Below are 12,672 nucleotides of genomic sequence, written 5' to 3'. Positions count from 1 at the left end.
GATGCCGTCGGCGTCGACCGCGTGTCGTCGACCAGGGGGTCAGCGGTGCGGCGGGAACGACGGCGGCTGCTCGTCTGCGGGCGGCTCGTCCGCCCCGGGCGCGTCCTCCACGGGCGTCGGCGGCGGTGCGTACTGCGAGGGGCCGCCCAGCGGGCGCGGCGTCGCAGCACCCGGCTCCGGCGGGCCCGCGCGGTGCTCGCCCGCACCGCCCGGGTGCTGGCCGCGCTCGGTCTGCGGGTCGAACGGGAGACCTGAGCGCGTGCCCGCGCTCGTGGCGTCCGCCGTGGCCGCCTCGGCCTGACGGCGCGCCTCGGCCAGCGCCTCCGACGGGTCGGTAAGCGACGGCACGCCGAACTTCACGCGGTCGCGCTCGCGCTCGCGGCGCGCCTCGGCGCTCGCCTCGGCCGCCTCCGCGTCCTCGGCGGGCGTCGCGCTCGGCACGCCCCCGCCGTCGATCCCCGGCACGCCGCCGAAGCCCTTGGCGATGGACCCGAGCGCGGCCGTGAACTCCGTCGGCACGACCCACAGCTTGCTGGCGCTGCCGTTCGCGATCTGCGGGAGCATCTGCAGGTACTGGTATGCGAGCAGCTTCGGGTCGGCGTCGCCCTCGTGGATGGCGTCGAACACCTGGAGGATCGCGCGGGCCTCGCCCTCCGCGGTGAGGATCTTCGACTGCGCGTCACCCTCGGCCCGCAGGATCGCCGCCTGCTTCTCGCCCTCGGCCGTGAGGATCTGCGACTGCTTGACGCCCTCGGCCGTGAGGATGGCCGCACGGCGGTCACGCTCGGCGCGCATCTGCTGCTCCATCGAGCCCTGCACGCTGGGCGGCGGGTCGATCGACTTGAGCTCGACCCGGTTCACGCGGATGCCCCAGCGGCCGGTCGCCTCGTCGAGCACGCCGCGGAGCTGGCCGTTGATCTGGTCGCGGCTCGTGAGCGTCTGCTCGAGGTCCATCGAACCGATGACGTTGCGCAGGGTCGTCACGGTGAGCTGCTCGATCGCCGTGATGTAGTTCGCGATCTCGTAGACCGCCGACTTGGGCTCGGTGACCTGGAAGTAGATCACCGTGTCGATGCTGACCACGAGGTTGTCGGACGTGATCACGGGCTGCGGCGGGAACGAGACGACCTGCTCGCGCAGGTCGACCGACGCGCGCACGCGGTCGATGAACGGCACCAGCAGGTGCAGGCCCGGCTCGAGCGTGCGCGAGTACCGGCCCAGGCGCTCGACGATGATCGCGACCGCCTGCGGCACGATGCGCACCGCCTTGACGAGCGCGACGACCACGAAGATCAGGATCAGCGCGAGGACGACGTACGCGAGGATCGTTCCGGGACTGGGGTCGTTCATCGACTACCTCCTGGTCGTCGGCGCGACCGGTCGCCCGGCGGCGCGGTGCGGGTCGTGCCGGTCGGTCACGACCCGGTCGGGTGCTGCGCGGGCAGCGGCGCGACGACGGCCGTCGCGCCATCGATCCGGACGACGCGCACCTCCGTCCCCACGGGGATCTGGGGGGCGTCGGGCTCGGTCCGCGCGGTCCAGACCTCGCCGACGAGCTTCACGCGGCCGCCGAACTCGCTCACGCGGTCGACGGCGAGCGCCGTGCGGCCGACGTGGGCGGCGACGTTCGTCTCCGTGAGCGGCACCCGCGAGCGCAGGTGGCGCAGGAGCCACGGCCGCAGGGTGAGCAGCAGGATGGCGCTCACGACCGCGAATGCCACGATCTGCAGCCACAGGGGCCCGCCGGCGGCGTTGACGCCGGCCGCGGCGAGCGAGCCGCCGGCCAGCATGATGAGCACGAGGTCGAGCGAGATGATCTCCACGAGTGCGAGGAGAAGCGCCGCTCCGACCCACCACAGCCAGTCCATCTCGACCCCCGTTCCCACGTGCGCGCTTTACGTGTACTTTACCGAATTTCCGCCCGCGGTGCACGCGTCCTGGCGCACCCGGTGCGAGACGGGTGCGTCACACCCGCGCGGCGCGCGCCATCCAGCGTCCCCCACCGTGCGCGACGAGGAGCGGCAGGCCGAACGCGTCGCTGAGGTTCTCGGCCGTGAGGACCTCCTCGACCGGGCCGGCCGTGTGCACGACGCCGTCCTTGAGCAGCAGCAGGTGCGTGAACCCCGGCGGGATCTCCTCGACGTGGTGCGTGACGAGCACGAGCACGGGAGACGCCGGGTCGCCCGCGAGCTCGGACAACGCGCCGACCAGCTCCTCGCGCCCGCCGAGGTCGAGCCCGGCGGCCGGCTCGTCGAGGAGCAGGAGCTCGGGGTCGGTCATGAGCGACCGCGCGATCTGGGTGCGCTTGCGCTCGCCCTCCGAGAGGGTGCCGAACAGGCGGTCCGCCAGGTGGTCCACGCCGAACGCCGCGAGCAGGTCGCTCGCGCGCTCCGCGTCGAACTCCTCGTACTCCTCGCGCCAGCGGCCGGTGACGCCGTACGCGGCCGTCAGGACGACGTCGCGCACCGTCTCGCCGCCCGGGATCCGCTCCGCCAGCGCCGCGGACGCGAGGCCGATGCGCGGGCGCAGCTCGAAGACGTCGACGCGGCCGAGCCGCTCGCCGAGGATGTCCGCCGTGCCCGCGGTGGGGTGCATGCGTGCGGACGCGATCTGCAGCAGCGTCGTCTTGCCGGCGCCGTTGCGGCCCAGCACGACCCACCGCTCGCCCTCGTTCACCTGCCAGTCCACCGCGTCGAGGATGGTCTTGGTGTCACGGCGGACCGTGACGCCCTTCAGGTCGAGAACCGCGCTCATGGTCACCGACCCTATAGGTTGGCCGACGTGGTCTCACACTCGTCCGAGGGCCCGCACGACGCGACCGGCCCCGCCTCCGGTCCCGGCTCTGCGTCGAGCGCGGGCGCCCTCCCCCGCAGCGCGCTCCTCGCGCTCTGGCTGCGCGCGGCGCGCCTGGGCGACGACGACGGGCTGGCCCGCCTGCTCCGCGCGGTGCAGCGCGACGACGAGCCGCACGTCGTGTCGGGGGCGCTGGGCGACCTCCGCCTGGAGGACCTGGCCGGGGCGTGGGCCGGCGACGCGCGCGAGGTCGTCGCGCTGGCACCGGTCCCCGGCGACGTCGCGGGCGTCCCGCCCGAGGCCGCCGCGCGCGCGACCGACGCCGGGGAGTGCGTCGTGGTCACCACGTCGTCCGGGTCGTGGGCGCTCGTGCCGGAGGTCACCGAGTTCGGCAGCGACCTCGAGCCGGGCCACCTCGTGACGTGGCACGTGACGTCGGTCGGTCCGTGGAGCACGCGCGTCCTCGGCGCGCTCGGCTCGCTCGCGGAGGCCGAGCGCGACCTGCGCACCGCGCTGCTCCTCGCGACCCGCGCCCTCGACGAGCTCGACGTCGCGCGCTGGCGCGACGACGCGGCCGGCGCCCTCGCAGACCTCCGCGCGGGCGGTGTCCCCGCCTGGCAGCTCCCCGCGTCCGTCCCCCCGCGCGCCGTCCAGGTCCTCACCCAGGCAGCCCGCCTCCGCGCCATCGTCGACCTCGCCACCGCCGACGACGGCGGGTCCGTCAACCTCTGGCAGGCCGACCAGCGCTCCACCGCCCTGCGCGAGGTCGACCGCGCCTCCCGCCACGCCCTCGGCGCCGCCACCCTCTGGATCGCCGCCTCCTGACCCTCCGCGAGATCGACCCGCACGTCGCGAGATCGGCCTTCTGAGGGTCGATCTCGACCGTTCGGGTCGATCTCGCGGGGGGTCCGCTGCGCGGAGGGCCGAGGTGTGGATCGGCGCGACGGTGTCGGAGTGCCGGCGTGCGGTGCGCGACGGTGTCGGAGTGCCGGCGTGCGGTGCGCGACGCCGTCCCGCGTCCGGCGGTGAGCAGCCCGTGGGGGGCGGGGTGCCCGACGCCGGTCGCACGTCTGGCGTGCGGGTGTCAGTCGGGCAGGTTGTCGGTGACGAGGCGTGATCGGGCTTCGTAGACGCGTAGCGGGTCGGCGGTGCTGGTGGTGGTGGCGGTGCCGGTGACGTCGGTCCAGGTGGTGGTGCCGGTGATGCGGAACTGTCCGGACCAGGTCGTGGTGAGCGTGATCTGGACCTGCTCGGCGGGCTGGTCGTAGGTGTGCGCGACGGTGTGGTGCGGGTAGGCCGCTCCCGGGTCGGTCGTGGAGACCGGGGCGGTGCCGTCGCCGTAGTCCCACGCGTACGTGCGCGGGGTGGCGCGGATCTGCACGGGGATGCCGAGCAGGGTCGTGTCCAGGACCTGCTCCCCGGGCTGGGTGTAGGTGATGGTGGGGACGTTGACCAGGGTCCACCCGTCCGGGGGCTGCACGATCACCGGGGACGGGGAGATGGTCAGGGTGCGGAACGCGGACTCGGCCTCCGCGGCCAGGTCGACGGCGCCGAGGCAGGAACCGTCGGCGACGAGCTCCCAGGCCGAGACCGCGGTCCGGGTGCCGTCCGGGGTGTTGGTCCAGGTCTGGCGGAACAACGGCTCCAACGCGACCTGGTCCGCGGTGCAGGCGGGGTCGAACCCGGCCGGGCTCTGCCCGTCCGGGCACGCAGGTACGAGCCCGGGCAGCGTCGTGGCGTGGTCGCCGTCGTAGCACCGGTACGCCGGCCCGCGCCGGTACGCCTCCGACGCCGGACCACCACCCGACGCCGTTGAAGTGGCGTCACCGCCGTCACTGGGGCTCGAGTCGGTGGCTCGTGTCGTGATCCGATCACCGCTTGCCTCCGTCGTGATGCCCACGTCAGGCGGCGGGGTCCCGTTCGCTGCCGCACGATCGCCAAGGAAGCCCGTCACGGAGAGGCAAACGCTCAGGAGAAGCCTCGTCGCGCCGCTCACGACTCTTCTCCTGTACCACCGACTTCGATCACCGACCAGTGAGCATCCGACCAGACAAGCCCGAGCTCGAAGACTCCGGACTGTGCTTCGTACTCGGCGACCGTGACCCCAGAAGCGTCCGCCAGGCTAGCTTTCAGTTGGTCGTAACTGACATCGATCGGAAAAGCTCCGACGAGGTCGTCGAACGGCCATACCTTCGCGACCTCGGTGGTGATCTCGCCGCCCGAGTACTGATATCCCGACGAGCGTAACTCTTGCGCTTTCGTTGAGTTCGCTGTGCAGAAGGTGCACGTGTCCGTCCAGGTCATCGCGTCCCACTCGGCTGTATCGCCGGTGGACATGATGTATGGGTACAGGGACACGAAGTACTTCGCCGCCGCGGCGGCACCCTCGGCGTCGTCGCGGTCCATCGCCGCGGGACGTTCCGGCTTCACCGGTCCGGTCTCGGTCGGCGACGGCACGGGCGACTCCGACGGCGACGGCACGACCGGCTCGTCGACCGACGGCGAGGGGCCGGGGCCGCTGCCACCGGTGCACCCGGCGACAACCCACCCGACCGCGACGACGACGCCCACGACGAGCGACCGCCGTCGGGCACGGAACAGCACACGAGAACGACGCACGAGACCCCCTGCAGATCGATGCGAACCACCCCGCACGCCACCTCGACGAGGCGTGCGGGCTGTCCAGCAACCTAGCGAAACCGCCCGGCCGACGGAACCGCACGTCCCGCCCTGTGGACGACGAGGGCGCGTCGACCCGCTCCGCGCGAGCGGGCGAGGCGGACCGGCGGGTCACGGGCGACGTCACCTCCGTCGCGGGGTGAGAAGCGAGACGTGGCCCCTCGTAGGGCGACCCGGAGGGCCACTTCTCACGGCTCGCCGGCTGCTCGGCTCCCCGACGCCCCGCGCGACCCCGCCGTCAGGTGCGCGACGTCACGTGCGCGTCGAGGTGCGCGAGGGAGGACGCCAGCCCGGTGGCGTGGTCCTCCGGGGAGATGCCCGACGGCACGCCCGTCGCCCGGACGGTGACGCGCGCGCCGTCCCCGGCGGGCTCGACGGTCCAGGTCATCGTCATGGTCCCGGCGAACGCCGGGTCGTCGGACTCGAAGTCGACCTGCTGCACGACCCTCCGGCCCGGGACCAGGTCGACGATCGCGACGTCGACGACGTCGGTCCCCGCGCCGGTCTTGCCGGGGTCGGCCTGCGGGTCGTCGTAGGCGAGGACCATGCGGTAGCCGCCTCCGGGGCGCAGGTCGAAGCGCTCGAAGCGGCCCGTCATGCCGTCGGGGGGCAGCCACGCGGCGAGCGCGTCCTGGTCGACGAGGGCCTGGTAGACGTCGCGGGGCGCGGCGGCGACGAGGCGCGACGCCTCGTCGACCCGGCCGGCTCCCGCGCTGGTCACGACTGCCCCAGCACCGTCCGGTAGACCTCGAGGGTGCGCTCCCCGATCGCGTCCCACGCGAAGTGGTCCTCGACGCGCTGCCGCGAGGCGCGGCCCATCTCGGCGGCGCGCTCGGGGTCGCTGACGACCTGCGTGAGCGCGCCCGCGAGGTCCGCGACGAACCGGTCGGGGTCGAGCGGGGTGCCCGTGCCGTCGTCCGCCTGGTCGATGGGCACGAGGAGGCCGGTGACGCCGTCGTCCACGACCTCGGGGATGCCGCCCGTGGCGGTCCCGACGACGGGCAGCCCGACGGCCATGGCCTCGAGGTTGACGATGCCGAGCGGCTCGTACACGGACGGGCACACGAACACCGTGGACGCGGCGAGCACCGCGACGAGCTCGGCACGCGGGAGCATCTGCTCGATCCAGACGACGCCGCTGCGCTCCTTCTGCAGCTCGGCGACGGCGCCGCTCACCTCGGCGGCGATCTCCGAGGTGTCGGGCGCGCCGGCGCACAGGACGAGCTGGACGTCGTCGGGCAGCGAGCGCGCGGCGCGCAGCAGGTAGGGCAGACCCTTCTGCCGCGTGATCCGGCCGACGAACACGACGGCCGGGCGGTCGGGGTCGATGCCGAGGCCGCGGACGACGCCGTCGGCGCCACCACGCTGCGTCTCGGACTCCGGGCGCCGCCAGCCGGCGAGGTCGATCCCGTTGTGCACGACGTGGACCTTCGCCGGGTCGACCTGCGGGTAGACGCGCAGGATGTCGTCGCGCATGCCGCCCGAGACGGCGATGATCCCGGCCGCGCCCTCGTACGCGGTGCGCTCGGCCCAGGACGACAGCGCGTACCCGCCGCCGAGCTGCTCGGCCTTCCACGGGCGCAGCGGCTCGAGCGAGTGCGCGGAGAGCACGTGCGGGACGCCGTGCAGCAGGCCCGCCAGGTGGCCGCCGAGGTTCGCGTACCAGGTGTGGGAGTGCACGAGGTCGGCGCCCGCGACGTCGTCGGCCATCTGCAGGTCGACGCCGAACGTGCCGAGCGCGGCGTTCGCGCCAGACAGCACGCCCGGGACGGAGTAGCCGGTCACGCCGTCCTCGCCGCGCGGGCCGTCGAAGCAGCGCACGCGCACGTCGACGTGGCGGCGCAGGACCGCGGACAGCTCGGCGACGTGCACGCCGGCCCCGCCGTAGACGTGCGGCGGGTACTCACGGGTCAGCAGATCCACTCTCACGCGCCACACCGTAGCCGAGTCGCCCGCCGCGGTCCCGCGATGGCCGACGGTGCGGGACGCCTCGGACGCGCCGCGCCCAGGATGCGGGTCCCTGCTGCGCGGTGCCGCCCCGAGGGGCTACCGTCTGGGCATGGCCGCCGCACCACGAGTCCTCGCCATCGTCCTCGCCGGGGGCGAGGGCAAGCGCCTCATGCCGCTCACCGCGTCCCGGGCCAAGCCCGCGGTGCCGTTCGGGGGCATCTACCGCCTCGTGGACTTCGCGCTGTCCAACCTGGTGAACTCGCACTACCTGCACATCATCGTGCTCACGCAGTACAAGTCCCACAGCCTCGACCGGCACATCACCAAGACGTGGCGCATGTCGTCGCTCCTGGGCAACTACGTGGCGCCGGTGCCCGCGCAGCAGCGCGTCGGCAAGCACTGGTACCTCGGCAGCGCGGACGCGATCTACCAGTGCCTCAACATCATCGACGACGAGCGGCCGGACATCGTCGTCGTGGTCGGCGCGGACCACGTGTACCGCATGGACTTCTCCCAGATGGTCGACGCGCACGTCGAGTCGGGCGCACAGCTCACCGTCGCGGGCATCCGCCAGCCGATCTCGATGGCGGACCAGTTCGGCGTCATCGAGACCGACCCGAAGGACCCGACCAAGATCGCGGCGTTCCGCGAGAAGCCCAAGGACCCGGTCGGCCTCGCGGACTCGCCCGACGAGGTGCTCGCGTCGATGGGCAACTACGTCATCGACACGGACGCGCTCGTCGAGGCCGTGACGTCGGACGCCGCGAACGCGGACTCGCGCCACGACATGGGCGGCGACATCGTGCCCGCGTTCGTCGAGAAGGGCACCGCGGCGGTCTACGACTTCATCCGCAACGACGTCCCGGGCTCGACGGACCGCGACCGCGACTACTGGCGCGACGTGGGGACGATCGACTCGTACTACGACGCCAACAAGGACCTCATCGCGGTCACCCCGGTCTTCAACCTCTACAACGAGGAGTGGCCGCTGCACACGGGCTACACGGGCCTGCCGCCCGCGAAGTTCGTGCACGCGGGCCGGGGGCGCCTCGGGCACGCCGCGGACTCGATCGTCTCCCCCGGCGTGATCATCTCGGGCGCGACGGCGGTCGGCTCGGTCCTCTCCCCCGGCACCTACCTGCACTCGTGGTCGTCCGTGTCGGACTCCGTGCTCATGGACGGGGTGCAGGTGCACCGCCACGCGCAGGTCCACCGCGCGATCATCGACAAGAACGTCGTCGTGGGCGAGCAGGCGCGCATCGGTCTGGACCCGGAGCAGGACCGCGCCCGCGGGTTCACGGTCACCGAGTCCGGCATCACCGTCGTCCCCAAGGGGACGGTCGTCGAGTGACGCCCTCCCCCGCCGGCGTCGTGCCCGACGCCGTCCGCGTCGCGCTGCCCGTCGACGCGCCCGCCGAGGTGCCCGCCCCGGGCGCCGACGAGACCGACACCGCGAGGAGCCCCCGCGTGACCCCCGACCCCACGAGCGGCCCCGTCCGGCTCCTCGTCATGGACGTGGACTCGACGCTCATCGAGCAGGAGGTCATCGAGCTCCTCGCCGACCACGCGGGCACGCGCGCCGAGGTCACCGAGGTGACCGAGCGCGCGATGCGCGGCGAGATCGACTTCGGGGCGTCGCTGCGCGAGCGCGTCGCGACCCTCGCCGGGGTGCCCGTCGAGGCGTTCGCCGACGTCCGCGCCCGCGCGACGTTCACGCCGGGCGTGCGGGAGCTCGTCGCGGAGGCCCACCGCCGCGGCTGGGAGGTGGGGCTCGTGTCGGGCGGCTTCGAGGAGATCGTGGCCGACCTCGCCGCCGAGCTGGGGATCACGCGCTTCCGCGCGAACCGGCTCGAGGTCTCCGGCGGCCGGCTCACCGGCCGCACGACCGGCCCGGTGATCGACCGCGCCGCGAAGGAGGTCGCGCTGCGCGAGTTCGCGGCAGAGCTCGGCCTGCCGATGACCGCGACGATCGCCGTGGGCGACGGCGCGAACGACCTCGACATGATCGGCGCCGCCGGCATCGGCGTCGCGTTCGCCGCGAAGCCGGTCGTGCGGGCCCAGGCCCCCTACGGCGTCGACGGCCCCCGCATCGACGCCGTCCTCGACGTCGTCGACCAGGTGGACGCCGCGCGCTGAGCCGCGTCCCGCACGTGGAAGAGCCCTGGTCCGGACGGACCAGGGCTCTCTCGCCTCACGAGCCGGACGCGGCCGTCAGGACGGGCGGCCCACGTAGGTGAGCAGGGCCCCGCGGGGCACCCAGGCGTCCCAGGCCGTCGCCGACTCCAGCACGGAGTACGTCGCGGTCGGCACACCGACGCGCACCTGGGCGAGCGCGCCGCCGTCGGACGCGGGGTCGGCCAGGTGCGACGCCGTCGCCGCCATCGTGGGCTCGTGCCCGACGACGAGCAGCGTGCGCACGCGCGAGTCCGTCGTCCGGACGAGGTCCAGCACGTCAGTCACGTCCGCCGCGTAGAGGTCGTCGCTCACCAGGACCTCCGGGTCCACGTCGCCCAGGTGGGCGGCGAGCAGATCCCAGGTCTGGCGCGTGCGCAGCGCCGACGAGCACAGGACGCGCTCGGGGACGAGCCCCGTCTCGCGCAGTGCGCCGCCGACGCGGACCGCCTGCCGCCGCCCGTTGAGGGCGAGAGGACGCAGCACGTCGTCGACGCTCCCGCCGCCGGGCTCCGCCTTGGCGTGGCGCAGGAGGACGAGGCGGCGCACGCCGCCGTCGATGGTCTCCGCGCCCATGCTCTCCTCCTGAGTCACTGCCCCATGGCGTGCACGCCGCCGTCGACGTGCACGATCTCACCGGTCGTCGCCGGGAACCAGTCGGACAGGAGCGCGACGACCGCGCGCGCGGCGGGCTCCGCCGTCGTCTGGTCCCAGCCGAGGGGGGCGCGCTTGGGCCAGCCGTCCTCCATCTGCTCGAACCCGGGGATCGACTTGGCGGCCGTCGTGCGGATCGGGCCCGCGGAGACGAGGTTGGCGCGGATGCCGTCGGGGCCGAGGTCGCGCGCGAGGTAGCGGTTCGCGGACTCGAGGCCCGCCTTCGCGACGCCCATCCAGTCGTAGACCGGCCAGGCGAACTGCGCGTCGAACGTGAGGCCGACCACGGCACCACCGTCCGTCATGAGCGGCTTCGCGGCGACCGCGAGGGACTTGTACGAGAACGTGGAGACCTGGAGCGCGGTGGCCACGTCCTCCCACGTCGCGGAGAGGAAGTTGCCGCCCATGACGCTCTGCGGGGCGAAGCCGATGGAGTGCACGACGCCGTCGAGCCGATCCGTGTGCTCGCGCACCGCGTCGGCGAGGCCGGCGAGGTCGTCGTCGTCCGTCACGTCGAGCTGCACGACGGGCGCCTCGACGGGCAGGCGCTTGGCGAAGGCCTGCGTGAGCTTCATCTGGCGGCCGAACGAGGAGAGCACGACCTCGGCCCCCTCCTCCTGCGCGAGGCGCGCCGCGTGGAATGCGATCGAGGAGTCGGTGAGCACTCCGGTGATGAGGAGCTTCTTGCCGTCGAGCAGACCCATCGGTTTCCTTCCGTCGTGCACCCGCCGTGCGGGCGCGCTGAGGCTGAGCGTACTGAAAGAGAGGGGGTGCGGGCGCGCGGGTGACCCGTGGGCGTGACCGTCACCATGAGGAGCCCACGTGCGGGCCCGGTCGCGGGTCCGCTCAGTGACCCATGCCGAGGCCGCCGTCGACGGGGATGACCGCCCCGGAGACGTACGCGGCGTCGTCGGACGCGAGGAACTGCACGACCCCGGCGACCTCGTCGGCCTGGGCGAAGCGCCCGGCGGGGATCGCGGCCTTGTAGGCGGCCTGGCGCTCCTCGGGCAGCTCGGCCGTCATCGCGGTGTCGATGAAGCCGGGCGCCACGACGTTCGCCGTGATGTTGCGCGACCCGAGCTCGCGCGTGATGGAGCGCGCCATGCCGACGAGCGCGGCCTTGGACGACGCGTAGTTGACCTGACCGGCGCCGCCGTAGAGGCCGATCACGGACGACACGAGCACGATGCGACCACGGCGCAGGCGGATCATGCCCTTGCTCACGCGCCGCACGCAGCGGAACGTGCCGGTGAGGTTGACGTCGATCACGGACTCGAAGTCCTCGTCGGTCATGCGCAGCAGGAGCTGGTCGTGCGTGACGCCCGCGTTCGCGACGAGCACCTCGACCGGCCCGAGCTCCTTCTCGATCTCGGTGAACGCGGCGTCGACGGCCGCGGTGTCGGTGATGTCCGCCACGGCGCCGAACACGCCCTCGGGCAGGTCGCCACCGCGGTAGACGGTCGCGACCCGGTCGCCGTTCGCCACGAACCGCTCGGCGATCGCGCGGCCGATCCCCCGGTTCGCGCCGGTGACGACGACGGTGCGCGGGGCGGGTGCGGTGGCTTCGGACACGGTGCGGCTCCTCGGGACGGTCGGGTGGGTCGGCGGCCGGGGACGGGTCCCGCACGGCCGGTGCCGGGTGGGCCTGGCGCGGGCTCGTGACAGGCCCGCGCGAGCACGCCGCACCGACCGTACCGTGCGCCGACGCCGTCGTGCGCGGTGCGCCACGGTCACAGCGCTCCCCCACACTTTGTGGGGTCCCGACAAACGTAGACTGGAGGGGTGAGCACACGACGCACGGCCCGGAGGTCGGCCGAGGCGGTCCCGAGCATCACGTCAGCCCCGGAGCCGCTGGCCGCCGACCAGTCGCGCCGCGAGCGCAAGTACCTCATCCAGATGGGCATCCGCATCGCGTGCTTCGTGGCCGCGATCCTCGTCGCGCCAAGCTGGCTGACCTGGGTGTTCGCCGCCGCGGCGATCGTCCTGCCGTACAGCGCGGTGCTCATCGCCAACGCCGGGCGCGACCAGGCCCACTACGACACCTCGCCGATGGAGCACCGCGCGCTGCCCGCGGCCGGGGTGCCGGGATCCCACGGGATCGCCGGCGCAGGACCGCGCGACGACGAGCAGGACCACGAGGAGGACGACCGGTGACCGATGTGCTGGGCCTCGCCGACCCCGTCGGCGAGGAGGACCTGGTGTGCAGCGCCAAGGGCTGCCGTGAGGCGGCCGTGTGGGGGCTGCTGTGGAACAATCCCAAGATCCACACGCCCGAGCGGCGCAAGGTCTGGCTCGCGTGCGACGCGCACCGCGAGCACCTGGAGACGTTCCTCGGTGCCCGCTCGTTCTGGCGCTCGACCGTGCCGGTCGACGAGCTCGAGCGCCGGGCGGCCCCGTGACGCAGGCCACGCCCCCGGGGAGACC

At 73.5% G+C, this 12,672-nt stretch carries 15 protein-coding genes; 5 read left to right on the top strand and 10 right to left on the bottom strand.

What is annotated here, in order from left to right:
* Positions 1-39: 39 nt before the first annotated feature.
* The 3 genes from ACFC2L_RS13980 to ACFC2L_RS13970 form a co-directional block, all read right to left on the bottom strand.
* Positions 40-1,350 carry an SPFH domain-containing protein gene (locus ACFC2L_RS13980; RefSeq protein WP_375824890.1) on the bottom strand — a complete coding sequence of 437 codons (1,311 nt, stop codon included), beginning with the start codon at positions 1,348-1,350 and terminating at the stop codon, positions 40-42.
* A gap of 65 nt (positions 1,351-1,415) precedes the next feature.
* The gene (locus ACFC2L_RS13975) at positions 1,416-1,886 is read right to left on the bottom strand and encodes an NfeD family protein (RefSeq protein ID WP_375824889.1); all 471 of its coding nucleotides are present in this window, start codon (positions 1,884-1,886) and stop codon (positions 1,416-1,418) included.
* Between the two features lie 79 nt (positions 1,887-1,965).
* Positions 1,966-2,754: an ABC transporter ATP-binding protein gene (locus ACFC2L_RS13970; RefSeq protein ID WP_375824888.1), complete on the bottom strand. Its 789-nt coding sequence runs from the start codon at positions 2,752-2,754 to the stop codon at positions 1,966-1,968.
* A 27-nt stretch (positions 2,755-2,781) separates the two neighbouring features.
* On the opposite strand from ACFC2L_RS13970, the gene ACFC2L_RS13965 reads away from it, so the two are divergent.
* On the top strand, positions 2,782-3,618 hold the full coding sequence (locus ACFC2L_RS13965; RefSeq protein ID WP_375824887.1) for a hypothetical protein: 837 nt from the start codon (positions 2,782-2,784) through the stop codon (positions 3,616-3,618).
* A 259-nt stretch (positions 3,619-3,877) separates the two neighbouring features.
* Here the strand turns inward: ACFC2L_RS13965 and ACFC2L_RS13960 are convergent, their stop codons facing one another.
* From ACFC2L_RS13960 to glgA, 4 genes are all read right to left on the bottom strand, one after another.
* The gene (locus ACFC2L_RS13960; RefSeq protein WP_375824886.1) at positions 3,878-4,432 is read right to left on the bottom strand and encodes a hypothetical protein; all 555 of its coding nucleotides are present in this window, start codon (positions 4,430-4,432) and stop codon (positions 3,878-3,880) included.
* Between the two features lie 353 nt (positions 4,433-4,785).
* Positions 4,786-5,397, bottom strand: a complete 612-nt coding sequence (locus ACFC2L_RS13955; protein WP_375824885.1) for a DUF6318 family protein — start codon at positions 5,395-5,397, stop codon at positions 4,786-4,788.
* 313 nt (positions 5,398-5,710) lie between these two features.
* Positions 5,711-6,193, bottom strand: a complete 483-nt coding sequence (locus ACFC2L_RS13950; protein WP_375824884.1) for an SRPBCC domain-containing protein — start codon at positions 6,191-6,193, stop codon at positions 5,711-5,713.
* A complete protein-coding gene (glgA, locus tag ACFC2L_RS13945) occupies positions 6,190-7,401 on the bottom strand; it encodes a glycogen synthase (RefSeq protein ID WP_375824883.1) in 1,212 nt (403 codons plus the stop codon). The genes ACFC2L_RS13950 and glgA overlap by 4 nt, the downstream gene beginning before the upstream one ends.
* A gap of 130 nt (positions 7,402-7,531) precedes the next feature.
* Here glgA and glgC point away from each other — a divergent pair, with 130 nt between their 5' ends.
* Together glgC and serB are read left to right on the top strand one after the other, a co-directional pair.
* Entirely contained in the window at positions 7,532-8,773 is a 1,242-nt protein-coding gene (glgC, locus tag ACFC2L_RS13940) for a glucose-1-phosphate adenylyltransferase (protein WP_253049960.1), read from the top strand.
* Positions 8,774-8,889: 116 nt separating this feature from the next.
* The gene (serB, locus tag ACFC2L_RS13935; protein ID WP_375824957.1) at positions 8,890-9,558 is read left to right on the top strand and encodes a phosphoserine phosphatase SerB; all 669 of its coding nucleotides are present in this window, start codon (positions 8,890-8,892) and stop codon (positions 9,556-9,558) included.
* A 75-nt stretch (positions 9,559-9,633) separates the two neighbouring features.
* Here serB and ACFC2L_RS13930 read toward each other — a convergent pair whose 3' ends face one another.
* The 3 genes from ACFC2L_RS13930 to fabG all read right to left on the bottom strand — a co-directional run bounded on the left by ACFC2L_RS13930 (position 9,634) and on the right by fabG (position 11,820).
* Positions 9,634-10,170 (bottom strand): histidine phosphatase family protein, encoded by a 537-nt coding sequence (locus tag ACFC2L_RS13930; protein WP_375824882.1) that lies wholly within the window; start codon positions 10,168-10,170, stop codon positions 9,634-9,636.
* Between the two features lie 14 nt (positions 10,171-10,184).
* Positions 10,185-10,952 carry an enoyl-ACP reductase FabI gene (fabI, locus tag ACFC2L_RS13925; protein WP_375824881.1) on the bottom strand — a complete coding sequence of 256 codons (768 nt, stop codon included), beginning with the start codon at positions 10,950-10,952 and terminating at the stop codon, positions 10,185-10,187.
* A 142-nt stretch (positions 10,953-11,094) separates the two neighbouring features.
* The gene (gene fabG, locus ACFC2L_RS13920) at positions 11,095-11,820 is read right to left on the bottom strand and encodes a 3-oxoacyl-ACP reductase FabG (protein ID WP_047233142.1); all 726 of its coding nucleotides are present in this window, start codon (positions 11,818-11,820) and stop codon (positions 11,095-11,097) included.
* A 210-nt stretch (positions 11,821-12,030) separates the two neighbouring features.
* Here fabG and ACFC2L_RS13915 point away from each other — a divergent pair, with 210 nt between their 5' ends.
* A complete protein-coding gene (locus ACFC2L_RS13915; RefSeq protein ID WP_375824880.1) occupies positions 12,031-12,402 on the top strand; it encodes a DUF3099 domain-containing protein in 372 nt (123 codons plus the stop codon).
* On the top strand, positions 12,399-12,647 hold the full coding sequence (locus tag ACFC2L_RS13910; RefSeq protein ID WP_237842974.1) for a hypothetical protein: 249 nt from the start codon (positions 12,399-12,401) through the stop codon (positions 12,645-12,647). The genes ACFC2L_RS13915 and ACFC2L_RS13910 overlap by 4 nt, the downstream gene beginning before the upstream one ends.
* Positions 12,648-12,672 lie beyond the last annotated feature (25 nt).

Origin of the sequence: Cellulosimicrobium sp. NPDC055967, assembly GCF_042269845.1 — a bacterium.
Classification (GTDB): Bacteria; Actinomycetota; Actinomycetes; order Actinomycetales; family Cellulomonadaceae; genus Cellulosimicrobium.
Note: the sequence above shows the minus strand (reverse complement) of the source record. Positions and strands in the feature narration are given on the sequence as shown.